This window comes from Paraburkholderia edwinii (assembly GCF_019428685.1).
Lineage (GTDB): Bacteria > Pseudomonadota > Gammaproteobacteria > Burkholderiales > Burkholderiaceae > Paraburkholderia > Paraburkholderia edwinii.
On the sequence record NZ_CP080095.1, the window covers coordinates 4065781 to 4091826 of the forward strand.

Sequence of the window (26046 nt, forward strand, 5' to 3'; positions counted from 1 at the left end):
TGCAAGCGCGAGCGCGGCCCCTCAGAAAGGGACCGCGCTCATGCTAACTAGTGCTTGAAATGTATTGCCCGCTCACGCCTGCTGGAACGACCGGAAGCTTTCGCGAACTTCCGCTGTAAATTCCACGGGCTGTTCCCAGGCGGCAAAGTGCCCACCCTTGGGCAGACGGTTATAGTGAATCAGCTTTGGATACGCCTTCTCGGTCCAGCTGCGCGGCGCCGCATAGATCTCATCGGGGAACACGCTCACGGCAACCGGAATCGCGACATGCTTCGGCGCAAAGAAGTTCAGCTTGTTTTCCCAGTACAGCCGAGCCGATGACACGCCTGTGTTGGTAAGCCAGTACAGCGTGATGTTGTCGAGAATGTCGTCGCGCGAAAGGCCCTCGGTCTGGCCGGCGAAAACCCGCTGGATCAGGGCCTCGCTCGCCGCGTCGTGATCGATCATCCACGCGGCAAGGCCGATCGGCGAATCTTCGATGCCATACAACGTCTGCGGACGGTTCGCCATTTCCTGCGCATAACCAAGGCCATGCTTATAGAAGTAAGCGAGCTGATCGAATGCGTGCTGCTCGTCGGGCGTGAGACCGGCGGGCGGCGGATTGCCGTATTTGAGCGCCTCTGCAATATTGTCCGGCACCGTGGCCGGCATGTTCGTGTGAATGGCCAGCAGCTCCGGCGGCGCAATCAGCGCCATCTGCTCGGTCACCGCGTTGCCCCAATCGCCGCCCTGCGCGACATAACGCGTATAGCCAAGACGCTTCATCAGCGCGACCCATGCGTGGGCAATGCGCTGCGGATCCCAGCCGGTCTGAGTCGGTTTGCCGGAGAAGCCGTAACCGGGCAGTGACGGAATCACGAGGTCGAACGCATCCGATGCACTGCCGCCATGCGCGGTCGGGTTCGTCAGCGGATCGATGATCTTCATCTGCTCGATGATCGAGCCGGGCCAGCCATGCGTGACAATCATCGGCAGCGCGTTTTCGTGCTTCGAGCGCACATGGATGAAATGGATGTCGAGCCCGTCAATCTCCGTGACGAATTGCGGCAGCGCGTTCAATCGCGCTTCGACCTTGCGCCAGTCGTAACTGGTGCTCCAGTATTGCGCGAGGCTTTGCATCGTCGCGAGCTGGACGCCTTGCGATGTATCGGTGACGGTTTCGCGCTCAGGCCATTTCGTCGCTTTGATTCGTCTGCGCAAATCGGTTAGTTGAGCTTCCGGCGCATGCACGCGCAAACGGCGAATCGCTGTTTTATCGCCGCCCTTCGGTTGCGCCACTTCAGCGATCGTCTGATTCGTATCGGCAAACGCGAGCTTGCTCAATGTGCCCGCTGCAACAGCCGCCGCCGCCACACCGAGAAAGCGACGGCGGGACGGGACCGAGGGAAAGGTATCGTTAGACATTTCTGCTCCTTAACATCGTTGTCTGCAAACGGTAGTTCACAGAAGATGGCGTGATTGTGCGTACACACGCGAGGAGCGTAAATGCATTCAGTTGAACATCACTTGTACCTTACAGGTAAAAAACGTCGACCTATGTGATGGCCGGTTCGAGATAGCCGGTGAGGATCAGCGCCGCCTGCGCCGCGCCGAACAGCACGATAACGAGTGCACCTGCTACCGCGAACACACGTTGCGCCGTTTTCATTTTCGAACGAATGCGAATGCCACGCGCGCTGATCAGGCGATTCGCACCGATCGCGCCAAGGCCGAACAGCGTCACCGTTAGCGCGACGCCAGCACCGATGGCGAAGGTCGCCGCGATGCCGACAAACGGCGTGTGTGCCGCAATCGCGGCGATCAGCACGAAGATCGATCCCACGCATGGCCGCACGCCCGATGCGAACCCGGTCGCGAGAATTTGCGAGGCGGTCGAGCGTTTGGAGCGCGCGAACATGCTTTGGCTTGAGGAGCGCCGCGCGTGGAACTGCAGTTTATTGCCCAGATACGCCGGTTCGTCGAGCGACTCGGCGCTTTGCGACCTGATAGACCGCTCATCGGGCACGAGCTTCAATGTGCCGGCATCATCGCAACAGTCGTGGCGCGCAAGCGTCGTGTATATCGTCCAGCCGCCTGCAAGGCAGAGCAGCAGACAACTCGTCACGTCGAGCGACGCCGCATTCGAAAGCACATTCGACATGCCCTGCTTCGCGAACCATGCGGCGCCGAATACGAGCACGATCGCGCTCATCGCCTGCACCGTCGCGGTCCATGCCGCGAGCGAAACCGCTTCGGCGACGCGCGTATTGCGCGAGCCGAGATACGTGCCGGTGACGAGCTTGCCGTGCCCCGGTCCGACCGCATGCAACACGCCATAGGCGAATGCGAGGCCAATCAACGTGAGCCACGTGAATGCCGTTGATGAACGATGCAAGTCTGCAGCGGCATCGGCGAGCCTCGCGTTAAGTCTGCCCTGCCAGACAATCGAGAAGGCCAATACCTTGCGAGCAAATTCAGGCAGCACGAACTTGTGTGCGGGCTCCGCGACGGGCGTTGTGCCGGTCGTACTCGACGCATTTGAATCGTTCGCCGTCGCGGACGTTGACGGCGCTTGAACCGGGCGGCCGAATACATCGACGTGCGATGTTGCCGCAATAGATGTTGCCGCATTAGCCGGCGTAATCCACGCAAAGGTTATTGCCGCAATACACAGCGCGAGCAGAACGCCCAGCATCGAGCGATTGAATGTCAGCATGAGATCGCCATCGCCTGTGGCACGACGATGCCGTTGAAAATGGGATGTGCGTGATCCGTGAACGGCTTCGCGGTACAGGTCGCTGCGGCGTGTCCTTCGATCGTGACGGCATTCGCACCATCGGGCTCGTAGTCGACAAAGAACGAATCGTCCCAGATGCCAAGCGAGACTTTGTGTGCCTTCACGTCTATGGGCATCTTTAGCGGCAATACGAACGTATAGACAAGCTTGCCATGATCGACCGATACGCGAAAGCCGGTGGGGTCGCCGAAATCCAGCGCTTGTCCGTCTGCAAAGAGATGGCTGAAGTATTGCGCGCCCGCGAGCGACGAAAAGGCCTGTTCGCGGAAAATTGCGGTCTGCTTTGCGTCGAGTGGCCCGTTATCGGGCAACGCATCAACGCCGACCAATTGAACGGGAAAACCTTCCGAAAAGCGCCACATTTCCGCTATTGAAATCACGCGCGTGCCTTGCATTTGCACACGCGCCGCAAACCGGATCCACACATGCGGATGCGCGACAACCGTGCCCGACACAAGCAATATGGCAATCGACAACAACAGCCGGATGACGCGCGGATTCAACATCGCATTCGCTTGCTGGTTCAATCATGACGCGGCATTCTCGCATGACTGAGAAACGGTGCGGAACGCAATGTGGTGAAATCGCGGCTATGCGATTTCATTAAATTTTTACGCGCGCCGATTAGATCGCCATTGCAAACGTTTGCGCTATCACTTAGTAGCCTTGTCGGAAAAGAATCTTGTTTGTATGATCGACGCGGCGACGGTCATAAGAAGTCAACCTATTACAACACCTCGCCAAAGACTGCTCACCTGAGAGCAATGACGGTATGCATTGCCGCCGCCATGTAGAGCTGAAAGCTGAAAACAAAAATCGAAAGCATAGAGCGGCGAGCATGCCATTGGCATAGCACACAGCGACATCAGTCGCACGGGGGCCGATATGGAATCAACGGACAAGTTGCTACGTGGCATCTACGCAAAGGCAGACTGGCTGATGCTCGCCATCGTGTGGTGTCTGGTGGGCGTCTCAGCGGTGCTTGCGACTTATAGCTTCACGTGGTCCGCAGTCATGTGGGTTGCACTGCCTACCGGGGTCATCGCGTCGGCCATGGTGTTCTGGTATGCAGGCGCACTCGTCACACGTCTCGTTCTCGCCGCCAGCCTCATGACGCTGGCCGCATTGCAGATTCATCAGGCGCGCGGGCTCGGCGAACTGCATTTCGGCGTATTCGTTTTGATGTCTTTTTTGCTCGCGTATCGCGACTGGCGGCCCATCGTCTGCGCGGCCGCGGTGATCGCCGTGCATCACTTCACGTTCAATTATCTGCAGCTTGCCGGCTTCGGCGTGTACTGCTTCACCCAGCCCGCGTTATCGACGGTTCTGTTGCACGCCGCCTACGTGATCGCTCAAACGACTCTGCTCGTCTTCATTGCATTGCAGATGAAAACCGACGCGCGGGCGGGACGCGAACTCGCGATGCTTGGCGAAAGTCTGTCGCGCGAAGAAGGCCGTTTCGATCTGCGCTTCCCGCCGATGACGCTCAAGGGCGAAAGCAGCCGCACCTTCAAGAGCACGCTCGACGCGATCCATCACGTGATGCGCGAAATCACGCTGACGATCGACCGGATAGCCGCTTCGTCGGAAAACATTGCTTCCGAAAATCAGACGCTGTTGAACGATATCGCCACGCAAGCGAACGGGCTCAAGTCGACGAACGTCGCGATGGCGCAGATCGCCAAACGCGTGCGCGCCAGCGCCGAGCACGCGGCCAGTGCCGACCGCCTCGCGAAACAGACGTCGTCGGTTGCGCAGCAAAGCGGCGCGACCGTGGGTGAAGTCGTCAATACGATGACCGAGATCGACGAAGCGGTGAACCGCATGGGCGACATGATTGCGACGATCGAGGGCATTGCGTTTCAAACCAACATTCTTGCGCTGAATGCGTCGGTCGAAGCTGCGCGCGCGGGCGAACACGGCCGAGGTTTCGCGGTCGTGGCTGATGAAGTGCGCAAGCTCGCACAAAGAAGCGCCGGCGCCGCGCACGATATCAAGGCACTGATCACCGATTCTCTGCAGCGTGTGCAGCGCGGTTCTTCGCTTGCCACGCAGGCCGGCGACGCGATGCGTCATGTGGTCGGACAGGTCGAGAATGTAGCGGAACTGATTCAGCAAATCAGTTCGACCAGCGACGAGCAGAGCCGCGATGTCGACCGGTTTAGCGAAGGCATCGACAATATGGACTCTGCGCTCGGCGGCAATGTCGAGCACGTGAAGGGCGTTGTGTCGGCATCGGGCAGCTTGCGCGAGCAGGCGAAACAGCTGCGTGGCGCGATGTCGGCGTTTCTGGTTGAACAGGGTTGCTAATCGCGGGGCTTCAGGTCGACCATCGAACTTAAGCCGCCGTCAGCTCTAAACCCTCGTCGAGCCAACCGGTGATCCCGCCGATCATCACCTTCACCGGCCGCCCCAACTTCGCCAGTTGTATCGCCCCTCGGGTCGCGCCATTACAGTGAGGTCCAGCGCAGTACGTTACGAAGAGCGTATCGAGTGGATAACCGCTGAGCTTCGACGCGACGATCTTTCCGTGAGGCAGATTGATGGCACCGGGCACATGACCTGTCGCGAACATCGTCGGACTGCGGACGTCGAGCAATACGAACCCCGGCTTACCGCTGCGGAACGCTGCAGCGACATCGGAGCAGTCGGTTTCGAGTCGCAGCGACGCCTGGAAATGAGCGAGTGCGGCCGCGCTGTCTGCCGCGGCCATCGAGGTGACGGAGTTGAGTTCGTTGATGGTCGACATGTTTGACGTCCGATAAACGTGAGGGTCGTGGAGATTCTGGCGAAACGATTCAGGCGTTCTTATTTTGTCTACTGACCGTTCGCACGATAAGTGGCGCAATCGCCAATCTCCGGTAACATCGCGCCATGAACAATCATCTTGTCGTGGCGCTGGCTTACGACCATCTCTGCACGTTCGAATTCGGCTGCGTAACCGAATTGTTTGCGCTCGAGCGGCCGGAACTTGATGTCGACTGGTATCAGTTCGCTGTCTGCGCAATTGAACCCGGACCGCTTCGCGCGGCCGGCGGCGTCACGATCTCGGCGCCCTACAAACTCAAGTTGCTTGAGCGCGCGGATACAATCGTAGTGCCCGGTTGGCGTGATATGAACGAACTGCCACCCGAGCCTCTGCTAAAGAAGATTCGCGCCGCTTATCAACGTGGCGCACGGCTTTGCTCGATCTGTTCCGGCGTATTCGTGCTTGCTGCGGCGGGTGTGCTCGACGGCAAAACCGTCACCACCCATTGGCGCTATGCCGCCGCCTTGCAGGAACGCTACCCGCATATCCGCGTGCGGCCCGACGCTCTTTACGCTGACGAAGGACAAGTCATCACATCGGCCGGATCAGCCGCCGGACTCGATATGCTGCTTCATCTCGTGCGATGCGACTATGGCAGTACCGTGGCGAATCGAGTTGCACAACGCCTCGTGTTACCGCCCCATCGCGAGGGCGGTCAAGCCCAATTTGTCCCCCGCCCTATGCCGCAGGATGAAGGCGGGCGTCTCGCGAAATTGATGGACTGGGTGCGCGAGCATCCCGCATTGCCGCACACACTTCGCTCGCTTGCCGATCGTGCGGCGGTTAGCCCGCGCACACTGCAACGGCAGTTTCACGATGCCACCGGCATGGCGCCCTATGAATGGCTGATACGTGAACGCGTTGGCGTCGCCCGTGAATTGCTCGAAGGAAAAGCGTCCTTGCCTATTGCCTGCGTTGCGGAGCTAGCGGGCTTCGGGTCAGAGGAGTCTATGCGCAGACACTTCCGCCGAATAGCATTTACCAGTCCGGTCGCGTATCGACAAAAGTTCGGCAACCGCGCGATTCCTTAACGCTCACGTTCGCCACAAGCGCGAATACCGTCCCGCTCAATCGCGCGCATGCGTCTCTCAAGTTCCGCAAGATCGCACGCACACGAAAGGTAATCGACGCAGCGGCGTTCGTGCGCCCGCCCGATCCACTCACCCAGCTTTTCAAGTAAAAACGCAAACATGATCTACTCCAACGCATAAAAAACGCCCGGCGTCCCGTTGTCAGCGGAAGCTTTGCCGGATGTTCGTACTATGCGCCGTCGTTAGCCATTTATTATCTGCGCCGAATCGCCATCACCTTTCCATTCACAAAAATAATGGCAAGGCGAGACCGGCGAGAGATATCAGCTGCTGAATGCGTCGAGCTTCAATTCATATGATTGACCGATCCAGATTGCAGCATCGCGATGGTCGCTCAGCGAATCTCCCGTGTTCGGATGGATGAACACGTCAAGCGCACCATGATTGAGCGTCAGCCACGACACGATCGCGGCGAAGCGCTCAGGCGCGAATGCAAGTTGATACGACCACTGCGGATGAGGTCCGACAGGCCGCTCATGAAAACGCCCAAGCTCGATGCCTGCGCCAAGTTCCTGCTCGATTACTTGCCGCAAGACCCAGGCTGCGTCGCGGCTATCGGCATCGAAATAGACATGAGCGTGCCAGCTTTTGATCACGCTCGTGCTGCGTGTAGACATAGCAGTGTCCAAAAAAAATGACCCATATGGTCCCTGAAACTTCGACCGTCACCGGCTCATTATCGCGCTGCTAGCAGATACACGCGCTCTTGCGGCCGAACTTCTCCGCAAGAGCGCGACGGCGCTGGCTTCCTCAGGGAGACCCGCGCCGTCGCCTTATCGACCCACCTCAAGCGGCATTGGCAATACGCACCAACTTGCGGTTCAGGAATTCACCCATACCGTGTTCGGACAGCTCCCGCCCAAAGCCGGAATTCTTCACGCCGCCAAAAGGCAAGCCCGGTGAATCGACGAAGCACGAATTGATGTACACCATGCCGGCTTCGATAAGAGACGCAACATGCTGCGCGTGCCCGATATCGGCAGAGAAAACGAACGCACCCAAACCATATTTGGTCGCGTTGGCTAACTTGATCGCCTCTTCTTCGCTGTTCACGATATAGAAGGACAGCACCGGTCCAAACGCTTCCTGCTGATGAAGCGGATTGTCCACTGCAATATCCGTGACGATTGTCGGCTCGAGAAAGAACCCCGGGCGATCGACACGCTTGCCGCCATGGACGATCGTCGCGCCCGCTGCCCTGGCTGCCGCAACCTGGTTAAGCAGACCTTCAAGCGCGCGCTCGCTGACAATCGGGCCAAGCTGCGTCTTTTCGTCGGTCGGGTCGCCAACCCGGATTGCCGCGAACCGCTGCTTCAGTTCGGCCAGCATTTTTTCGCCACGCGCCTTGCCCACCACAATTACGCGCTTGATATTGACGCAACCCTGCCCTCCGTTGAACGTGCGGCCCATCACGATCTGTTCGACCGCATGGTCCATCGGCGCGTCTTCGAGAATAAGCGCGGGGTCGCTGCCGCCGAGTTCGAGAATCACCTTCTTCAGATTGCGTCCTGCACGTTCGGCCACGGACGTCCCTGCTCTTTCGCTGCCGGTCAGTGCAACGCCGCGCACGCGGAAATCGTCGACGAGTTTCGCAACCTGGTCGATGCTGATGAAGAGGTTCGTATAGACGCCCTCCGGCGCACCCGCTTCTTCGAACAGCCGCGCGAACGCGAGCGCGCATTGCGGCACGTTTTCAGCGTGTTTCATCATCACAACGTTGCCCGCGATGATTTGCGGCGCGGCGACACGGGCCAACTGATAGTACGGGAAATTCCACGGCTCGATCGCGAGAATGACGCCGACCGGCTCCGACACGACAGTGGCGCCCGGCTCGCCAGGCACCGGCTGCGGCCGGAGGAATTGTTCCGCGTTTTTCGCGTAGTAGTCGAGAATGTCGGCGACGAGATCGACTTCTGCGTAACTTTGCGCGGTGACCTTGCCCATCTCGAGGGTCGGATATGTGGCGTATTCGTCGCGCTTCTCGCGCAGAATTCGCGCGGCGCGCGCGACGATCCTTGCCCGCTCGGCGACCGGCCTGTGCCGCCAGTCCTCGCGATAACGCTGATCCGCGGTGGTCAGCGCGTTGAAGACCTGCTCGTCCGATTGAAGCGGAAATTCCTTGACTACCTTGCCCGTTGCCGGGTTGACAGTACTAAAGCTCATGATCTGCTCCTTGAAGCATCCATCTTCTCAATGAAAGGAAAGTAGCAATCGGCCTTTCGAAACCGATTTCGCTAGAATATACAAACTAAGTTGAGATTCTTCAAGAAGGCTGCAGAACATGACTTCGAAATCGTTTTTTCAAATTTCCAGACAATCGAGCGAATCCTGCGAGCGCAGGCGGTCTTTCGCTGCCGCGACGAAGTGAAACGCGCCGCCCTCCGCATAGGCGAACTCGCCGGTACTGAACCAGCCGCCTATCGAGAAAACTTGAGATGTCGCCTTCGGGTCGTGCAGATAGCCGGCCATCACGTTGTAGCCGCGCAGTTGCAATTCACCTTGTTGCCCGTCGGGCAAGGCGGCGCCGCTTACGCGATCGACAATTCGAAACTCGATATCTGCGGAATCGAGCGCACCGCTGGGCACGCCGCATTGCAACGCCTCATCCTCGCGACTACACATGACTGGCATCGCCAGGCATTCGGACATGCCGTATAACGCAGTGAGCTTTACGCCCCGCGACTTCCATGCCTGAGTGGCAACACGACGCCCAAGCCCCCCGCGCTCGCGGAATGCCCCACGCCGCCAACTGGCGAGCGGGTAGTCGCCAACATTGAGTACCGCGTCCATCATCGTGTCCGAGCCAAAGAAATGCGTAACACGGTGCCGCTCGATCGTGGCGGCTATGTGCTCGGTCCGGCATGCCGGCATTAACATGCAGGCAGCACCGGACGCCAGCGCCGTCATGACATGCGCAAACCCGAGCGCGTTATCAAGAGGGAGCGCGCAGAGCGCAACATCTCTCTCGCGCATGTCATTGAACCGCGCGAGCGTGTGCGCGTGCCGCGCAATGCCGCCCGCGGTGTGAACTGCAAGCCGCGGTGTGTCATTCGTTTCGCACGTAGTGAACGCACATAGCAAATCGGTCTCCCGGCCCTCCCGGCGGGAGTAAGGCTTCAACGAACTCCATTCGAAGCTGTCGAACCGCGCGACCTCGACGATGTGCTGCAAGGTGATACACGAAGCCTTGATTTCTTTCGCAGCACCAACGTAGTCGAAATCGGAAAATTTTTGCGGAACCATGAGTGCGCGCGCTTTCGCACGCTTGACGACGTGCAGCACCTGCTGTGATTGAAGCCGTGCGTTCACAGGCACCATCAAAATGCCGAGTTGCGCAGCCGCAAAGAACAATTGCATCCACACGGCGCCCTCGGGTAACCATACCGCGACGATATCGCCTCTCCCCAACCCGAGCCCGCGCAGGAAAGCGGCAGCACGCCGCGATTCGGTTCTTAGCTCGCCGCGCGTAAATGTCCGGTCGCCATAATGCAAGGCAACCAACCCAGCGTTGTGCGACTCGAGCAGGTCAAAAGCCATCGCGATCTACGTTCGCGGCGACCGCCGGGCGCAGCAGCTGAAACATTTCACCGATCTGCGCGTAGTCGGCGACGTAACCGGCGCGCAATATCGGCTGCGCGGCATGCGTGTCGAACAGGCCATCCTTCAGATACGCCTTCTGAATGTGCACGCCCACCACCTGCCCTAGTGCAAGCCAGTTCTCCGTCAGTTCGCCGCCGAGGTCACGCAACTGAATGATTTGCAGCAACCTGCATTCGAGCGCCGCCGGCGATTCGCCAACGCGCGGTACCGACACGTTGCGCCCTTCAACTGGTGTAAGGCCGGCCAGCTTGAACTCATCGACATCAGGCGGGACGGACGCCGCCGTCAGGTTCATCTGCTCCGCAAGCGGGCGCGTGGCAAGGTTCCAGACAAACTCGCGTGTTTGCTCGACATTGCGGATGCTGTCTTTGAAGCCTTCACTGCTAAAGCCGATGATTGACGGATAGGTCGCGAATGCGCCGCAGAAGCTATAGGGCGCGAGATTTGGCTGCCCCGCCGGCGAACGCGTCGATATCCACCCGATGAGGCGCGGCGCGACGATCGCCTTGAATGGGTTGTAGGGCAGGCCGCAGCCTGCGGCCGGGTCGTAGAAGATCGCGCCCGAGCCGAAGGCTTCGTCTGCCGGACTACTTGTCATACTCATCTCCGGGAGATCACTGAATCGCTATCCGAAATCGATTTCGACAAAAGATAACAGCGATTCCAACAAAATTCAAGGCGACACCTTTCGGAATACGACTTGATCATCGAAGTAAAGCGAAATCGCCGCGCATAATTGCACGGCTCGCCGCTTTTTTACCGGCACGACGGCGTAGAATTCACGGAAAAATCGTTTTCGAAAAAAATGTCCGATGGGGGCCCCGGAGAAGACACCGCATGAACATCCACGAATTCGCGACAAAGCTAAAGCTTTCCGTCAGCACCGTCTCCAAGGCCTTGAACAATCGGGAAGATGTGAGTTCCGCGACGCGTCAACGTGTACTCGACGCGGCCGACCGGTTTGGCTTCTGCCCGGACCCGGCTGCGCGCCGCTTGCGCCGGCAGGCATCGGATACGATCGGGTTCGTCGTGTCGGCGCCGCAGACATCGTTCGCGCATCCGTTCTTTCTGGACATGCTGATTGGTGTAAATGACGCCCTCGACGAAAGCGGCTATCAGGTGATCGTCGCATCGGCGCGAAGCGTCGAAGCCGAAATCGATCTGTTCAAACGCCTTGCCGAGCGCCAGCGCGTCGATGGACTACTCTTCGGTCGCACACGCCGGCACGACGAACGCATCGCCTATCTGCTCGAACGCGATATCCCCTTCGTCGCTTTCGGCAGAAGCGAGACTTCGAACGACTACCCTTACGTCGATATCGATCATCGCGTGCTGGGGCGCACCGGCTGCGGGCGGCTTATTTCGCTGGGGCATCGTCGGATCGCGCTGCTCCATGCGCCCGACTATCTGATGTTCAGCCACTTCGAGCGCCTCGGGTATCGCGAAGCATTGCGCGCCGCGGGCATTCGCTTCGACAGCAGTCTTTGTGTCGAAACGACAATATCGGAGGATAGCGGCGCACAGGCCGCTCATCGGCTGCTTGAGCTCGCGGATCCGCCCACGGCTATCCTCTGCGGTCACGACCTGATCGCGATGGGCGTCATGCGCGGCATCGCGGAAACAGGCAAAGCGCCAGGCCGCGATGTCGCCGTGATTGGCGGCGACAATCATCCGTTCAGTCGCTACGTCCAGCCTGCTCTCACCACCTTTTCCGCTGACACGCATCGCGCGGGCAAGCGCATGGCCCAAATGCTGCTTGATCGTTTAGCGGGCAAACCCGCCAGGGAGCTCCAGGAAATCTGGGCGCCCGAGCTGATTTCCCGCGCCTCGGATGGTGCCCGGCGCGACGAGCTAGCCGCTCATCGCACGCCTCTTTCCACCCGTCATCTGGCCGCGTTCTGAACTGCCGCATCCGATGCCGGCCGTTGCGGCCAGCCGCCCGCGAGTGCCCGGTACAGCGAAACCGCGGCATTGGCGCTACGCGTACGGCCATCGGCGAAAGCGTCTTGCGCCTGCAACATCTGCCGTTCGGCATCGAGTACTTCGAACAGGTCGATAAGGCCTTCCTGATAGCGAATGCGCGCGAGACGCGCGGCCTCCTCACCATCGTTTGCGGCGCGCTCGAGCTGTTTGTCTTCTGCCTGGGCGCGCGCATAGATAATCAGCGCATTCTCCGTATCTTCGAGCGCGAGCAACACGGTCTGCTGATATTGCGCGAGCGAACCCGCAGCATCGGAGCGCGCGGCGACGATGCGCGCGCGCACACGCCCCACGTCGAGAAACGACCAGTCGACGCCGAACGCGATCAGGCTCGCCTGGCTGTCCGCAGTAAATAGCGAGCTTGCGGCAAAGGCCTGTGTGCCGATCAACCCCACGATGCTCAGGCGCGGAAACAGATCGGCGGTTGCGACGCCGACACGCGCCGTCGCGGCGTGAAGACGGTATTCCGCTGCGGCGACATCAGGACGTCTACGCAACAGGTTAGCGGGCGTGCCTGGGTCGATCGATGCCGGCAACGCGGGCAATGGTTTAGGCGCATCGAGTCCGGGCAGCGTGCCCGGCTGATTGCCGGTTAGCACCGCAAGGCGATGTTCGTCGACGGCAATTCGGGCCTCGAGCGCCGGAACGCGCGCTAACGTCGATTCGTATTGCTCGCGCGCGCGGGCAATATCGAAGTCGGAGCCCCTGCCGGCATCAAAGCGCTTTTGCACGATCTGCAGGGTCTGCATCTGGTTGTCCGCGTTTTCACGCGCAACGCGCAAACGCTCCTGCGTGCCTCGAAGATCGACATACGTGCTTGCGACCTGCCCGACAATCGCTACTTGTAGCGCGCTAAAGTCTGCAGCGCTTGCGCCAGTTTGCGCACGCGCCGCTTCCACGCCGCGCTGTACGCGCCCGAACAGATCGAGCTCCCATGTTGCATTGGACTGGAGGCTAAACGTATAGGTATTGCGCTCGTCGAGCGGTGCGCCAAACGCCTGATCCTTGCTCAAGCGTTGGTGCCCGGCCTGACCGCTTGCCGTGACGATCGGATACTGCTCAAGCTTTGCCTCACGCAGCAGCGCATTCGACGCATCGTAGTTCGCGAGCGCGGTTCGCAAATCGTTGTTTGCGCCGAGCGCGCGCTCCACGAGTTCCGTCAGCTGCGGATCGTTAAAGCTTTGCCAGAATGCCTGATCCGAAGCAGGTTCGGCAGTCGCGGCACGATTCGCTTCGCCATGTGCCTCGTCACGCGCAAAATGCGACGAGGTTTGCGTCACCGGCGCCTCGAAGTCCGGCCCAACCGCGCAGCCGGTAAGCACGCCTGTCACCACGAGCGACGTAATCAGCTTATTCATGGTGCACCTCTGCCGCGACCTCGCTACCCTCCTGCGTGACCTTGTTGCCTCCAAATCCCTGCGACAGCTTGCGGATCACGACATAGAACACGGGCGTCAAAAACAGTCCGAATAACGTCACGCCTAACATTCCCGAGAAAACCGTTACACCCGTGGCTTTACGCACTTCGCTGCCGGCTCCATGACCGAGGAGAAGCGGCACCGACCCGGCGATAAACGCCACCGATGTCATCACAATAGGACGCAAGCGAAGGCGACATGCTTCAAGCGCCGCCGCAACCGCCGTTTTGCCCTGCATTTCAAGCTCGCGCGCGAATTCGACAATCAGAATCGCGTTCTTGCATGCAAGCCCCATCAGCACGACAAGCCCCACCTGAACGAACACGTTGTTGTCTCCGTCCGTGAGCCACACCCCTGAAAGCGCCGCGCACATGCACACGGGCACGATCAGGATGACCGCTAGCGGTAACGACCAGCTCTCATAGAGCGCCGCGAGCACCAGATAGACGAGCATCACCGCCAGCGGAAAAACGATCATCGCTGCATTGCTTTGCTTCACCTGCTGATAGCTAAGATCCGTGTACTCGAGCTTGATGCCGCGCGGCAAGACTTCCCTGGCGATCTCGTTCAGCTTGTCGATGACTTCGGCCGAGGACAGCACGCGGGGGTCCGCGTCGCCGATGAGGTCCGCGGCCGGATAGCCGTTGTAGCGCATGACCGGATCGGGACCGTAAGTCGGAACGATCGTCACCATCGACCCGATCGGCACCATTTCGCCTCGCGAATTACGCGTGCGCAAGTTCGCGATATCGGCCGCATGCTGGCGGTAGCCGGTATCGGCCTGTGCCATGACACGATAGACGCGTCCGAATTTGTTGAAGTCGTTCACGTACATCGAGCCGAGATACGTCTGCAACGTATCGAACAGATCGGATAGCGCCACGCCTTGCGCCTTGGCTTTGACGCGATCGACCTTCACCTCCAGCTGCGGGATATTGGCCTGATAGGAACTGACGGGATACGTCATGCCCGGCGTCTTAGCGACAGCCGCGCGGAACGTATCGAGCGCGTTTTGCAAGGCACCGTAGCCTAGACCGGCGCGATCCTCGAGGTACAGCGAATAGCCGGAGCCATTGCCGAGCCCTTGAATAGGCGGCGGCATCAACGCGTAAGCAAAGCCGTCCTGAATCTGCGCGAACTTCTGGTTCAGCTCCGCATTAATTTGCTGCGCGCTTCGTTTGCGTTGATCGAACGGCTTGAGGATGACGTAAGACGCCGAGAGATTGGGCGTATTGACCGTCTGCAAAGCGTTAAAGCCAACGTAGCCGGGCACGAGTTCGACGCCGTCGACGCTATGCGCGATATCGGACATCTTGCGCGCCACGGCAACGGTGCGCTGAAGCGATGCACCTTCCGGCAGTTTTGCGCCGGAGAACAGATACAGCTTGTCCTGTGTCGGTATGAAGCCGCCTGGCACGTTGTGAAACAGCAGCGCCGTCATTCCGAGTAATGCGGCATAAACGACAAAAACCGCACCGCGACGTTTGAACGTCTTTTCCACCGCATGCTGGTAACGCTCGGACGATCGGTTGAAAAAGCGGTTGAATGGGTGGAACAGCCAACCGAGTGCTTTGTCGAGCGCAAGTGTAAGCACGTCGCCACGGCTTTGATGGCTTCTGAGCAGCTTCGCCGCCAGCGCGGGAGACAACGTCAGCGAATTGATCGCCGAGATGACGGTGGATATGGCGATCGTCACCGCGAACTGCTTGTAAAACTGGCCAGTAACACCCGTCAGAAACGTCATCGGCACGAACACCGAGCACAGCACGAGCGCAATCGCGATGATCGGGCCCGAGACTTCGCGCATCGCCTTATGCGCGGCCTCACGCGGTTCGAACCCCTGAGCGATGTACCGTTCGACGTTTTCGACCACCACGATCGCATCGTCGACGACGATACCGATAGCGAGCACCAGGCCGAACAGCGTCAGCGTATTGATCGAGAAGCCGAGAATGTAGAGCCACGCAAACGTGCCCACCACCGAGACCGGCACGGCCACGAGCGGGATGATCGACGCGCGCCACGTTTGCAGAAACAGGATGACGACGAGCACCACCAGCACGACTGCTTCGAACAGCGTCTGTTGCACCTCGCGTATCGAATCGCGTACGAATACGGTCGGATCCCAAACGGCCTGATACGTGATGCCCGGCGGGAAACTCTCCGACAGCTCCTTAAGCTTCGCGTAGACGGCGTCCGCGACAGCCAGCGAGTTGGCTCCCGGCGAAAGAAAAATCCCGACGGCCGCTGAGTTCTGCTGGTCCTTCAACGTCAGCATCGTGTAGTCGCCGGCGGCCAGCTCGATGCGCGCGACATCGGACAGATGCACAACCTGGCCCTGTTCGCCATCCTTGACAACGATGTTGCCGAATTCCTGTTCGGATTCAAGCCGCCCGTGCACGTTGATCGAGACGAGCAGATCGGTACCTGCCGGCGACGGTTCCGCGCCGAGCTGACCGGCGGACACCTGCACGTTCTGCTCGCGAATCGCGTTGACGGCATCGCTTGCGGTTAGCCCGCGCGAATTGAGCTTGTTCGGATCGAGCCAGACGCGCATCGCGTACTCGCCCGAACCATACACACCGACGTCGCCGATCCCCTGGATACGCGACAACTCATCCTTGACATGCAAGATCAGATAGTTACGCATGTAAAGCGAGTCGTAGCGGCCGTCGGGCGAAGCGAGATTCACGTACATCAGCGGCGTCGGCGACTGCTTTTGCGTCGTGACGCCGTACTGGCGCACCTGATCCGGCAGGCGGCTCAACGCCTGGCTCACGCGGTTCTGCACGCGCACGGCGGCGGTATCGGGATCGACGCCGGGCAGGAACGTCACGACCACCTGCAGGCTGCCGTCGGAACCCGACACCGACTTCATGTACATGATGCCCTCGACGCCGTTGATCGCTTCTTCAAGCGGTGTCGCAACGGACTCTGCCGTCTCTTTAGGGTTAGCGCCCGGATAGGTTGCATGCACAACCACCGTCGGCGGAATGACTTCCGGGTACTCGCCGGACGGCAAAAGCGGAATCGCAATCAGCCCGACCGCAAAGATGATGATCGACAGCACCACGGCGAAGATTGGCCGGTCGATAAAGAACTTCGAGAAATCCATCTGGGAGCCTCTATCAGTCGACCGTCGTTTCGCGCGTAGGTGCAGCATTCACGCTTGCGTGCGTTGCATCGGCGGTAGCCGCGGGCTTGCCCATCGATGCGGGTGTGGGCTTGACCGGCGCGCCGGGGAAATAGACCCTTTGCAGGCCCGTCACGATGACCTTGTCGCCGGCGCTGAGACCCGACTCGACCACGCGAAGGCCATCAATCGTCCGGCCGAGCGTCACGTCCTTGCGTAACGCTTTATCGCCGGGCCCCAACACGTAGACGTACTGGCGGTTCTGGTCGGTGAGCACGGCCTTTTCGTCGATCAATAGCGCACTGTACTGATCGCTTCCCGGGAATTGCACATGCGCATAGAGGCCCGGCGTCAGAATGCGATCCGGATTCGGAACTACTGCTCGCGCGCGTATCGTGCCCGTCGCCGCATCGACCTGGTTGTCGAGAAAGTTGACGGTGCCGGCGTGCGGGAAGCCGTCCTCGTTGGCAAGGCCGACTTGCACCTTTTGAGCGGCGCCGTGCCGGCTGCCGCCACCTGCTTTCTTCGCACGCTCGAGATAACGCAGATAACTGTGCTCATCGGCGTCGAAGTAGACGTACATCGGGTTTTGCGACACGACGGTGGTCAGTAGCGACTGGTCGGCCTGCGCGAGATTGCCGATGGTGAGCATCGCCCTGCCCGCGCGGCCATCGATGGGCGAACGCACTTCGGTAAAGCCGAGATTCAGACGGGCTGTCGCAACGGCAGCTTCAGCAGCTTGCACGTCCGCGTTCGATTGTTCGAATGTCGCGTGGCGCGTTTCGACTTCTTCGACAGAAATGGCCTTGCTTTGAATCAGCGTTTGCGCACGACGGTCTTGCGCGAGTGCGAGCGCAGCGGTAGCGCGCGCGTGTGCAAGCTGCGCTTCGGCACTTGCTAGAGCGTCGCGATAAGGCCGCTGGTCGATGATAAAGAGAACGTCGCCCTTCCTGACATCGTCGCCTTCCTTATAGACGACGCGTTCAACATAGCCGCTGACGCGAGGACGCAGCTCGACGGTATCGATCGCACTGACGCGGCCGTTGAACTGATCCCATTCCTGCACGGTTTTGGGCATCACGGTCGCGACGCCTACTGTTGGCAGGGGCGGCGCGGAAGCAGCGGATCCTTCCGGGTTTCGACATGCGCTAAATACGAGAGCGATTGAGCCGATAGCGGCGAAGCGGAGCATTTGTGCCAAAGCGCGCGGCGGCGTGAGCGTGGGCGCGACAGCAGTAAACGGCGTTTTTTGTTCCATGGTCTTCATGGTTTCGAGGGCAATACGGGGCCAGGCCGCCGGTTGCCGGCAGCTCACGTCGTGGTTTCGGATGTCCTTCAGGACGCTTTCGAAATTGATTTCGCAGGCACGATACCATTAGTTATAAATTTATGCTCTAAGGGTGCAAAAAGACCCCGAAAACGTTGCGTGAGAGTTGTTGAGGATTGGAGATGAAATGGGGCGCCGCCGGGCAGAGAAACGCGAGACGGGCTGAAAAATGCCATGAAAGCGTCCGCACATTGCGTGCGCAACGATCGACGCTATGCTTTCAGGAAGGCTAAGGGAGATAAGTCGGGTGCAAACGCATCCGGAACAGGCACAGGCTTAAGCGGCAGCATGGGCGCCCTGGGTGGCACCACTCACGCCGCCGACGACCCCGCATCGCTCTGCGCCAGTTCCACGCGATTCCCACCGCGCGCCTTAGCGCTGTACAAGGCTTCGTCCGCAGCGGACAAAAGATCGGCGAGCGTCGAAGCTTCGCGTCCAGACTGCGCGAGGCCAATACTGACCGTGGCGCGCACGCCCACCCGATTCGAGCCCTGCGTAATCGTCTCGGCGAAGCGCCTGACCACCGCCTCGCCCACCACTTTCGCATCGCCGCTGTCATGGTCAGGCAGCAGCGCGACGAACTCTTCGCCGCCGATGCGCGCGACGATCGCGTCGGACCCCACGCCACTGCGTACCACGTCCGCAAATGACCTGAGCACCGCGTCCCCTGTCTCGTGGCCGTATTGATCGTTAATTGTCTTGAAGTGGTCGAGGTCGAACGCAAGCAGCGAGACCGGACGCGATGTGCCCGCATCGCGCATCACTCGCGCACCCTCTGCGAAAAACCATCTGCGATTGCCGAGCCCGGTCAGATAGTCCGTTTGCGATTCCCGCAGAAGCTGGCCATGCGCTTCCTCACGCACGAGTTTGAGCAAAGTCATCGGGAGAACGACCGAATACAGCACGCCCTCATACATCGTGACGACGCTCGACGCCATCAGCGCGTCTTTGCCGTATCGGACCCCGAGCCACGGCAAGATAAACGCCCTGAAGGCATAAAAGACGGCATGGATACCCGACACGATCGCCGCAATGTACTGCGACTGGAGGCGTTTCCGACCGTTGTCGCGCAGCAGTTCAAACGCCGTGAGGCCCGACACCACCGCAATCGGCAATGCGCTGACGTAGGCCCACATCGTCTCCTGCCAACGCGTGCCGGAGATCGCCCATGCGAGCGCATTGACGGCAAGCAGGACCATCGAAGCCGCTCCGTATCGCCTGCCGTTTAGCGAGGCGACGCCGTGGAGGATCAGCAGATAGCCGGTAAAAATGACGAGATTGCTAAGCGCGGAACCGATGACGCCCGGCACGCTGTGACGGTACAGGGCCGCCGCGCAGCCAATGGCTAGCGTCGCGTACGCCGCCGCCAGTATCTTCAGCTCCTTGCTGCGCGTCGAATGGGCGCGTTGCTCCCACACCGTCATCGCCGAGCTGGCGAGTAGCGTCCCGACCGCAAGAAGGTAGAGAGTGATTAGGTCGACATGCATCGATAGCGTAGCGGCACTCCGCCGGCACACATCGCGGCGGGAGTCGCATTTTACGCTGAAAATAAGTCGCTTCCGGACGGAAACGTTTGCGAGTCCACGTCGGCGTTGTCGATCCGGTCACTTTTACACGTCTATCATTCAGCGAGCCGAAGCATTCATCGCGACCACAACATCGAGCGCGCCGCTCACCATCTGCCGCACAACCGGTTCGACCTTCTGCGCGACGTCCGGCAAATAATCGAACGGAGCGTCTTCGCTCATATACGTCGATTGGCACATCTCGAGTTGCACCGCATGAATGCCGTCGTGCGGCGCGCCGAAATGGCGCGTGATAAAGCCGCCCTTGAAGCGCCCATTCGCGATCCACGTGAGCGGGCCCGCGGCCGCCGCCTGTTTCACCGCGTCGAGCACCGGCGCGGCGGCCGTCCGGCCATCCTGAGTGCCGATATTCAGATCGGGCAGTTTGCCGTCGAAAAGACGCGGCAGCACGCTCGCGATCGAATGCGCTTCCCATAGCAGCACATTCGCGTGCTGAGTGCGCAGGTGTTGCAGCTCCGCTCGCAATGCATCGTGGTATGGCTGCCAGAAGGTCGCAACGCGTCGCTCGCGCTCGGCTTTGTTCGGCGCGTGTCCCTCGCGATAGAGTGGCTCCCCGCGAAACGATTCGGTCGGACACAGCGACGTGGTCGTTTGGCCCGGATACAGGCTTTCGTCGTTCGACGGCCGGTTCAGGTCGATCACATAGCGCGATACACGCGCGCCGAGCATTGTCGCACCCAGCGCCTTGCCGAACGCGTAGAGGCGATCGAGATGCCAGTCCGTATCGGCGACCGTTAGCGCGATATCGGTGTACTGGTCGCGCATCGCATCGGGAATGCGCGTGCCCAGATGCGGAATCGAAATCAGCAGCGGCGCCGTGCCGCGCTCGAGAAAAAACAGTTCGCTCATGGGGTAAGTCTCCGTTCAGGTGATAGCGCGTTCACGCGCCGCTAAGGAGATGCGAGAGCGCCTTACGATAGTCCGCATAGAGGCGCGCTTCATCGCGGTGGCGGCGCTGATGCACCACCCGCTCGCCGCCCGTATAGACGTCGAGAACCTGCGTTTCGCCGTGCTCGCCAAACACGATCGAAGAAAGCCACGTCTCCGATGTCTGTTCCGCGAGGGTCGGATGCTGCGCGTCGAGCACGAGCCAGTCGGCGCGCGCGCCGCGCTTCAATGCGCCGACCGCGCGGCCGGTCGCCAGTGCGCCGCCCGTAAGCGCGCCGTGAAAAAGCCGGTCTGCGACGTGCGCCGTCTGCGACGACGCGAGAACATTGCGTTGACGCCGTGCAAGCCGCTGCCCGTATTCGAGCAAGCGCAGTTCCGAGCGCCAGTCGACGCCAATATGACTGTCCGAGCCGATGCCGAATACGCCGCCCGCGTCGAGATACTCATGCGCGGGGAAGATGCCGTCGCCAAGATTCGCTTCCGTGGTCAGGCACAGACCGGCGACTGCGCCGCGCTTTGCAAGCCCGGCCGTTTCATTTGCATCGATATGCGTCGCATGCACGAGACACCAGCGCCCCGTCACATCGAAACGATCGAGCAGCCATTGCACAGGCCGTGCGCCTTCGGCGGCAAGACATGCGTCCACTTCCGCAGTCTGCTCGGCGATATGAATATGCACGGGCGCATCGGGCGATAGGGCGTCGAGCCCTTCGATCAGCGCCCGCAGCGATGCGTCGGAAACCGCGCGCAACGAGTGCGGTGCGACGCCATAGCGCAGCCCGCCATGCTCGGGCCTCGCTTGCCTTAGTGTTTCGAGAATCGAAAGAAGTTGCTCAGGCGTATTGATAAAGCGCCGCTGATCGTCGCGCGGCGGCTGCGAGCCAAAACCGCTGTACTGGTACGAAACAGGCAGCATTGTCATACCGATGCCGGTCTCGCTCGCCGCATCGACGACGCGTTGTGCGAGTTCCGCCGGATTCGCGTAGCGCTGTCCGTCTGCCGCGTGATGCACGTAGTGAAACTCGCAGACCGACGTGTACCCTGCCTTCAGCATTTCGACGTACAGCCAGCGCGCGATCGCGCCCAGCGTGTCGGGCGTGATGCGCGCGGCGAAGCGGTACATCAGGTCACGCCAGCTCCAGAAGCTGTCGGTCGGATTCGCGCGATATTCGGTCAGGCCTGCCATGGCGCGCTGGAATGCGTGCGAATGAAGATTCGGCATGCCCGGCACGATCGGACCTGATGCCCTGGCGACATGTGCCGGCACTTCATGCACGTCCGGCGTGACGTTGAGCAGCGCGCCCTGCTCGTTCCATTCGAGCAGCACGTTGCGGCGCCATCCATCGGGCAGCAAGGCGTGCTCGGCAAAGATCGCGCGAGTTGATTGATTCATGGTCGCTAACTCCAAAGACTGGCGCACGTCGAATGATTGAACGGCGTGCCGCATTGCATCAGCATGGCATCGGCATGGCGCCTGGACACATCATGCGCGCGACAGCACCGCCTGCAGGAACGTCCTGGTGCGCGGCTGCGACGGCGCCGAAAAAATAGTCGCGGGCGGACCTGCCTCGACAATTTCACCGCCATCCATCACCACAACAACATCGGCCACTTCCTTCGCGAAGCCCATTTCATGCGTGACGACAAGCATCGTCATGCCTTCCGATGCGAGCAGCTTCATCACCTGCAGCACTTCGCCGACGAGTTCGGGATCGAGCGCGGACGTCGGTTCGTCGAAAAGCATCACACGCGGCTGCATCGCCAGGGCACGTGCAATCGCAACGCGTTGCTTCTGTCCGCCGGAAAGACTCGCGGGCATCGCATGGGCCTTGTGTTCGAGCCCAACTTTTTTCAGCAGCGCGAGCGCGGCCGCATCGGCATCGGCTTTCGATGCACCGCGCAACATGCGTGGCCCGACCGTGATGTTATGCAGCACCGACAAATGCGGAAACAGATTGAACGATTGAAACACCATGCCGACTTCAGTGCGCAATGCATTGAGCGCGCGGTCTTTCAGCATCGCGCCCTGATCGACGAGGCGATGGCCGCAGATATCGACCGTACCGCTTTCCGGCTGCTCGAGTCCATTGCAACAGCGCAGGAAGGTGCTTTTTCCTGAGCCGCTCGGCCCAATCACCACGACCACCTGTTGCGGCTGAATATCGAAGTCGATGCCGTTCAGCACGCGATGCGCGCCGAACGATTTCATGAGTCCGCGAATGCTGACGATAGGTTCGGTTGAGCCGCTCACTGGACCATTCCTCCTGCGCGCAAACGGCGCTCGACGCGATGAAGCATGTAATTGGTCGCCTGCGTCAGCACGAGATAAACGAGCGCGATAACCAGATACACCTCAAGCGAACGATACGACACGCTGATGATCTTCTGGCCTTCGTGCATCAGGTCGTCGATAGTCAGCAGCGACACAAGCGCGGAGTTTTTGATCAGCGCGATAAACTCGTTGCCGAGCGGAGGAATCATGCGCACGATCGCTTGCGGCAAGATGATCGCCCGCATGGCCTGCGGCGCCGACATACCGATCGAGCGCGCTGCTTCCATTTGCCCGCGATCCACGGATTGAATCGCGCCGCGCACGATTTCGGACACGTAAGCGGCCGAATAGAGCCCGAGCCCCAACATGCCGCACACGAAAGCCGGCAGCAGAATGTTGAATTGCGGCAAGCCGAAGAACAGCAGGAATAGTTGCACGAGCAACGGCGTGCCGCGGAAGAACACCAGATACGCAGTGCAAAAACCATAGATCAGTTTATGCCGCGGATTGAGCCGGCCGATACCGATCAACAGGCCAAGCGCGCAGCTCAGCACCAGCGCGGCGGCGGTCACTTCGACGGTGACGAGCGCGCCGTGCGCGATGTCGGCCCAGCCGGCGAAGGCCGGCGTGAAGTCGAGTTGCATAGGTCAGATCCGCGCGGTTACTTCGCGGTCGTGCCGAACCACTTCTGCACGATCGCAGCGTAAGTGCCGTCCGCCTTGATCTTCGCGAGTGCGGCGTTCAGCTGATCGCGCAACTGCGGCTCATCCTTGCGCACCGCGATGCCGTACTCTTCCTTCGTCAGCTCCTTGTCGAGCACACGGAAGCCCGGACGCGTACGCGCGAACTGATAGGCGGCCGGCTTGCCGGTCACGGCCGCGTCGGCGCGGCCGATGCCGACCAGATCGAACATCTCCTGATTCTTTTCGACTTCGACGCGCTGCACTTGCGGATAGTTGTCGCGCAGGAAGTTGACCGACTTCGTGCCGACCTGCACCGTGACCTTCTTGCCGTTCAGGTCGGCAGGCGCCTTGATCGAAGAGTCGGCCTTCACGAGCACCGACAGACCGCCCGCGAAATACGTCTGCGTGAAATCGACCACCTGGCTGCGCTCCGGCGTGATGTAGATGCCCGAGATCGCCGCATCGAAGCGATGCGCGATAAGGCCCGGAATCAGGCCTTTGAAATCGATATCGGTCCATTTGACCTCTTTGCCCATCGCTTTGGCGAGCGCATTCATCAGGTCGATATCGAAGCCGGTGCGCTGGCCTTTGTCGACGAACTCCATCGGCGGGAACGTCGCGTCGGTGGCGACGCTCAGCACATTGGAGTCTTGCGCGGCGGCGCTGCCCGGTGCAACAGCGCAAGCCATCGCGATGCTCACGCAGGCGGCTGAAAGGACTTTGTGCAGTTTGATCATCGGTGGTTCCTCTTCCCCAAAGTGGTTTGCTGGTTTGCGTCAGGCGTTGCGTTGGAATGATTCGGCTTGCAGACGGACTGAGATGCTTTGTGCGGTGCGCACGGTCCAGTCGGCGAGTTGCTGTTCGCGTCCCGCGGCGCGTGAAGAAGGCGCCATCAGCGTGATCGAGGCGCTTGCTGTTGCACTTGCATGCCCGTTCGTACCGCGCGCGGCACGGCGGAAAACAGGAACGCTTACGCCCCATACGCCCGGGTCGACTTCGCTATCGCTGACTGCATAGCCGCGGCTGCGGATCTCGTTCAATTCGGCTTCGATGGCCTTGCGGCCTGTCGGATCGTTCGCGAATTGGCGGTCTAGTGTGTCGTTGCGTGCTTTGTCGGGCATGAAGGCAAGCAGGGACTTCGCGGAAGCGCCAGCCCTTAGCGGCACCGCGCGGCCTTTTTCAAACGAGCAGCGTAGCGAATGCGTGCTTTCGATCATCTCGAGGCAGATCACCTGATCGTTGACCGCGACGACAAGGCCGACGCTTTCCTGCGTGGTGCGCGACAGTTGCGTCATGCCGTCGCGGCTCGACTCGACGAGTAACGAATTGATGTCGAAGCCGACGGCGAGCTGCAGGCTCACGGGTCCGGGCGCGTAGTAGCCGGCGTCTTCGGCGACAAAGCCCCAGCGCTTGAGCAACGCGACCTGGCGATAGAGCGTGCTTTGCGCGAGGCCCGTGACAGCCAGCATGTCTTTAACCGACATGGCTTTGCCGTGGCTCGCCAGTGCGGTGAGCACGAGAAGCAACCGTTCGGCGCCGGTGACGCTTGGGTCTTGGTTCACGGTAAGGGCTTAAAACTGGGGCAATGCGAGGAGCATGCCACGATATTCCCGGCGATCAAAAAACCGATTCTCAATCAGTGGGAATAACCGACCAGGGTTTTCCCCCCCGCCGATGTTCTTCGCGTGATGTCAGGCGAGCGCGCTGGACAGCGCGTATTGACGTATCAGGTGTGCGGATCGCAAGAGGTGCGGATAGTCCGCGAGCACTTCGGGCGGCACCGCCTTCCCTTTTGCAAGCGCGCGCAGAACGGCCAGCCGGTGCGCCGCGCGCGCGGACGCGAGCCCTGCCGCGGAGTAGCATCCGCCGCAAAACAGCTGCTTCGAGGCCAGATGCAGTTGCGGCACCTCGGAGAATTTCAGGGATGCGCGCAGAACGCGAGTTGCAAGCAGCAGGTCTGCAGAAAGACCGTTGCCTCTCAGTTCGGGCGCCAGCGTGACAAGGTCGCAGCCCTCTTGCCTGCGGACGACAAAGCCGACACGGCTATCGCCGTTCCGCAATACCGCCACCTGACGAATATGGGGAACCCGCGACTTCAGCAAATGGACGGTAAGCTCTGATTCACCCGGAAGTTTGACCGCCGCGAATGGGTCGATCGGAAGCCACTGAGTTTCTTTTTTAAGCTGCTCAAATGGTTCGAAGTCCGGCAGGATCGCGTGACGCGTGCCGAGGAAGTCATCGAGTGTGACGCACCACGCCTCTGCCACCTCTTGCCATGAGTACGGCATGACAAGTTCCAATGGGCATGCCCGCCCTTGTGGTTAGACGGCTAGCGTAGGCGCTTCCGCATAAACTCCATGCAAAATTATGGCCGACGGATGAAAAACATGTGTAAAGCGCACACATCGCTATCCCGTCACACCCATCATTCTCGCAGCGAATCAATTCCTTTAAGTCGCCCTTAAAAAAAGCAAATTTATTTG

The 26046-nt window shown here is 60.2% G+C and carries 22 protein-coding genes; 3 read left to right on the forward strand and 19 right to left on the reverse strand.

The features are described from left to right. Positions 1-72: 72 nt before the first annotated feature. The 3 genes from KZJ38_RS17990 to KZJ38_RS18000 form a co-directional block, all read right to left on the reverse strand. Positions 73-1404, reverse strand: coding sequence for an epoxide hydrolase family protein (locus tag KZJ38_RS17990; protein WP_219797542.1), 1332 nt, complete (start codon positions 1402-1404; stop codon positions 73-75). Between the two features lie 130 nt (positions 1405-1534). Continuing rightward, positions 1535-2695 carry a nickel/cobalt transporter gene (locus tag KZJ38_RS17995; protein WP_219797543.1) on the reverse strand — a complete coding sequence of 387 codons (1161 nt, stop codon included), beginning with the start codon at positions 2693-2695 and terminating at the stop codon, positions 1535-1537. Beyond that, positions 2689-3303, reverse strand: a complete 615-nt coding sequence (locus tag KZJ38_RS18000; RefSeq protein WP_246641532.1) for a DUF1007 family protein — start codon at positions 3301-3303, stop codon at positions 2689-2691. Before KZJ38_RS18000 ends, KZJ38_RS17995 begins: the two co-directional genes overlap by 7 nt. A 1141-nt stretch (positions 3304-4444) precedes the next feature. On the opposite strand from KZJ38_RS18000, the gene KZJ38_RS37160 reads away from it, so the two are divergent. Next, positions 4445-5086, forward strand: coding sequence for a methyl-accepting chemotaxis protein (locus KZJ38_RS37160; RefSeq protein WP_425518367.1), 642 nt, complete (start codon positions 4445-4447; stop codon positions 5084-5086). Positions 5087-5114: 28 nt separating this feature from the next. Here the strand turns inward: KZJ38_RS37160 and KZJ38_RS18010 are convergent, their stop codons facing one another. After that, on the reverse strand, positions 5115-5525 hold the full coding sequence (locus tag KZJ38_RS18010; RefSeq protein ID WP_219797545.1) for a rhodanese-like domain-containing protein: 411 nt from the start codon (positions 5523-5525) through the stop codon (positions 5115-5117). Between the two features lie 125 nt (positions 5526-5650). On the opposite strand from KZJ38_RS18010, the gene ftrA reads away from it, so the two are divergent. After that, a complete protein-coding gene (gene ftrA, locus KZJ38_RS18015; RefSeq protein WP_219797546.1) occupies positions 5651-6616 on the forward strand; it encodes a transcriptional regulator FtrA in 966 nt (321 codons plus the stop codon). 323 nt (positions 6617-6939) lie between these two features. On the opposite strand, the gene KZJ38_RS18020 is transcribed toward ftrA, so the two are convergent. The 4 genes from KZJ38_RS18020 to KZJ38_RS18035 all read right to left on the reverse strand — a co-directional run bounded on the left by KZJ38_RS18020 (position 6940) and on the right by KZJ38_RS18035 (position 10874). After that, positions 6940-7293: a DOPA 4,5-dioxygenase family protein gene (locus tag KZJ38_RS18020; protein WP_219797547.1), complete on the reverse strand. Its 354-nt coding sequence runs from the start codon at positions 7291-7293 to the stop codon at positions 6940-6942. A 169-nt stretch (positions 7294-7462) separates the two neighbouring features. After that, the gene (locus KZJ38_RS18025; protein ID WP_219797548.1) at positions 7463-8839 is read right to left on the reverse strand and encodes an aldehyde dehydrogenase family protein; all 1377 of its coding nucleotides are present in this window, start codon (positions 8837-8839) and stop codon (positions 7463-7465) included. Between the two features lie 138 nt (positions 8840-8977). Next, positions 8978-10213 (reverse strand): AMP-binding protein, encoded by a 1236-nt coding sequence (locus KZJ38_RS18030; RefSeq protein WP_219797549.1) that lies wholly within the window; start codon positions 10211-10213, stop codon positions 8978-8980. Continuing rightward, a complete protein-coding gene (locus KZJ38_RS18035; RefSeq protein ID WP_219797550.1) occupies positions 10203-10874 on the reverse strand; it encodes a flavin reductase family protein in 672 nt (223 codons plus the stop codon). The genes KZJ38_RS18030 and KZJ38_RS18035 overlap by 11 nt, the downstream gene beginning before the upstream one ends. Before the next feature lie 239 nt (positions 10875-11113). Here KZJ38_RS18035 and KZJ38_RS18040 point away from each other — a divergent pair, with 239 nt between their 5' ends. After that, positions 11114-12178, forward strand: a complete 1065-nt coding sequence (locus tag KZJ38_RS18040; protein WP_219797551.1) for a LacI family DNA-binding transcriptional regulator — start codon at positions 11114-11116, stop codon at positions 12176-12178. On the opposite strand, the gene KZJ38_RS18045 is transcribed toward KZJ38_RS18040, so the two are convergent. The 11 genes from KZJ38_RS18045 to KZJ38_RS18095 form a co-directional block, all read right to left on the reverse strand. After that, entirely contained in the window at positions 12160-13614 is a 1455-nt protein-coding gene (locus KZJ38_RS18045; RefSeq protein ID WP_219797552.1) for an efflux transporter outer membrane subunit, read from the reverse strand. The genes KZJ38_RS18040 and KZJ38_RS18045 overlap by 19 nt on opposite strands. Then, the gene (locus KZJ38_RS18050; protein ID WP_219797553.1) at positions 13607-16789 is read right to left on the reverse strand and encodes an efflux RND transporter permease subunit; all 3183 of its coding nucleotides are present in this window, start codon (positions 16787-16789) and stop codon (positions 13607-13609) included. The genes KZJ38_RS18045 and KZJ38_RS18050 overlap by 8 nt, the downstream gene beginning before the upstream one ends. Positions 16790-16802: 13 nt before the next feature. Next, a complete protein-coding gene (locus tag KZJ38_RS18055) occupies positions 16803-17999 on the reverse strand; it encodes an efflux RND transporter periplasmic adaptor subunit (RefSeq protein ID WP_219800440.1) in 1197 nt (398 codons plus the stop codon). Between the two features lie 446 nt (positions 18000-18445). Then, positions 18446-19621 carry a GGDEF domain-containing protein gene (locus KZJ38_RS18060; protein WP_219797554.1) on the reverse strand — a complete coding sequence of 392 codons (1176 nt, stop codon included), beginning with the start codon at positions 19619-19621 and terminating at the stop codon, positions 18446-18448. A gap of 138 nt (positions 19622-19759) precedes the next feature. After that, complete coding sequence (hutG, locus tag KZJ38_RS18065) at positions 19760-20569, reverse strand: N-formylglutamate deformylase (RefSeq protein ID WP_219797555.1); 810 nt, start codon at positions 20567-20569, stop codon at positions 19760-19762. Positions 20570-20600: 31 nt separating this feature from the next. Continuing rightward, positions 20601-22001 carry a formimidoylglutamate deiminase gene (locus tag KZJ38_RS18070; RefSeq protein WP_219797556.1) on the reverse strand — a complete coding sequence of 467 codons (1401 nt, stop codon included), beginning with the start codon at positions 21999-22001 and terminating at the stop codon, positions 20601-20603. Between the two features lie 90 nt (positions 22002-22091). Then, positions 22092-22817, reverse strand: a complete 726-nt coding sequence (locus KZJ38_RS18075) for an amino acid ABC transporter ATP-binding protein (protein WP_281425829.1) — start codon at positions 22815-22817, stop codon at positions 22092-22094. A 38-nt stretch (positions 22818-22855) separates the two neighbouring features. Beyond that, the gene (locus KZJ38_RS18080; protein ID WP_219797557.1) at positions 22856-23524 is read right to left on the reverse strand and encodes an amino acid ABC transporter permease; all 669 of its coding nucleotides are present in this window, start codon (positions 23522-23524) and stop codon (positions 22856-22858) included. 17 nt (positions 23525-23541) lie between these two features. Then, positions 23542-24297 carry a transporter substrate-binding domain-containing protein gene (locus tag KZJ38_RS18085; protein ID WP_246641801.1) on the reverse strand — a complete coding sequence of 252 codons (756 nt, stop codon included), beginning with the start codon at positions 24295-24297 and terminating at the stop codon, positions 23542-23544. Positions 24298-24339: 42 nt separating this feature from the next. Continuing rightward, positions 24340-25125 carry an IclR family transcriptional regulator gene (locus KZJ38_RS18090; protein ID WP_219797558.1) on the reverse strand — a complete coding sequence of 262 codons (786 nt, stop codon included), beginning with the start codon at positions 25123-25125 and terminating at the stop codon, positions 24340-24342. Between the two features lie 129 nt (positions 25126-25254). After that, positions 25255-25851 (reverse strand): hypothetical protein, encoded by a 597-nt coding sequence (locus tag KZJ38_RS18095; RefSeq protein WP_219797559.1) that lies wholly within the window; start codon positions 25849-25851, stop codon positions 25255-25257. Positions 25852-26046: the final 195 nt, after the last annotated feature.

Excerpts from the sequence above, each read along its gene's own strand:
- KZJ38_RS18055 (WP_219800440.1), bottom strand. The coding sequence starts at position 17,999 with ATGCTCCGCTTCGCCGCTATCGGCTCAATCGCTCTCGTATTTAGCGCA.
- KZJ38_RS17990 (WP_219797542.1), bottom strand. The coding sequence starts at position 1,404 with ATGTCTAACGATACCTTTCCCTCGGTCCCGTCCCGCCGTCGCTTTCTC.
- KZJ38_RS18095 (WP_219797559.1), bottom strand. The coding sequence starts at position 25,851 with ATGCCGTACTCATGGCAAGAGGTGGCAGAGGCGTGGTGCGTCACACTC.
- KZJ38_RS18030 (WP_219797549.1), bottom strand. The coding sequence starts at position 10,213 with ATGGCTTTTGACCTGCTCGAGTCGCACAACGCTGGGTTGGTTGCCTTG.
- KZJ38_RS18070 (WP_219797556.1), bottom strand. The coding sequence starts at position 22,001 with ATGAATCAATCAACTCGCGCGATCTTTGCCGAGCACGCCTTGCTGCCC.
- KZJ38_RS37160 (WP_425518367.1), top strand. The coding sequence starts at position 4,445 with ATGGCGCAGATCGCCAAACGCGTGCGCGCCAGCGCCGAGCACGCGGCC.
- KZJ38_RS18040 (WP_219797551.1), top strand. The coding sequence starts at position 11,114 with ATGAACATCCACGAATTCGCGACAAAGCTAAAGCTTTCCGTCAGCACC.
- KZJ38_RS17995 (WP_219797543.1), bottom strand. The coding sequence starts at position 2,695 with ATGCTGACATTCAATCGCTCGATGCTGGGCGTTCTGCTCGCGCTGTGT.
- KZJ38_RS18060 (WP_219797554.1), bottom strand. The coding sequence starts at position 19,621 with ATGCATGTCGACCTAATCACTCTCTACCTTCTTGCGGTCGGGACGCTA.
- hutG (WP_219797555.1), bottom strand. The coding sequence starts at position 20,569 with ATGAGCGAACTGTTTTTTCTCGAGCGCGGCACGGCGCCGCTGCTGATT.
- KZJ38_RS18020 (WP_219797547.1), bottom strand. The coding sequence starts at position 7,293 with ATGTCTACACGCAGCACGAGCGTGATCAAAAGCTGGCACGCTCATGTC.
- ftrA (WP_219797546.1), top strand. The coding sequence starts at position 5,651 with ATGAACAATCATCTTGTCGTGGCGCTGGCTTACGACCATCTCTGCACG.
- KZJ38_RS18010 (WP_219797545.1), bottom strand. The coding sequence starts at position 5,525 with ATGTCGACCATCAACGAACTCAACTCCGTCACCTCGATGGCCGCGGCA.
- KZJ38_RS18045 (WP_219797552.1), bottom strand. The coding sequence starts at position 13,614 with ATGAATAAGCTGATTACGTCGCTCGTGGTGACAGGCGTGCTTACCGGC.
- KZJ38_RS18025 (WP_219797548.1), bottom strand. The coding sequence starts at position 8,839 with ATGAGCTTTAGTACTGTCAACCCGGCAACGGGCAAGGTAGTCAAGGAA.
- KZJ38_RS18050 (WP_219797553.1), bottom strand. The coding sequence starts at position 16,789 with ATGGATTTCTCGAAGTTCTTTATCGACCGGCCAATCTTCGCCGTGGTG.
- KZJ38_RS18075 (WP_281425829.1), bottom strand. The coding sequence starts at position 22,817 with ATGAAATCGTTCGGCGCGCATCGCGTGCTGAACGGCATCGACTTCGAT.
- KZJ38_RS18035 (WP_219797550.1), bottom strand. The coding sequence starts at position 10,874 with ATGACAAGTAGTCCGGCAGACGAAGCCTTCGGCTCGGGCGCGATCTTC.
- KZJ38_RS18080 (WP_219797557.1), bottom strand. The coding sequence starts at position 23,524 with ATGCAACTCGACTTCACGCCGGCCTTCGCCGGCTGGGCCGACATCGCG.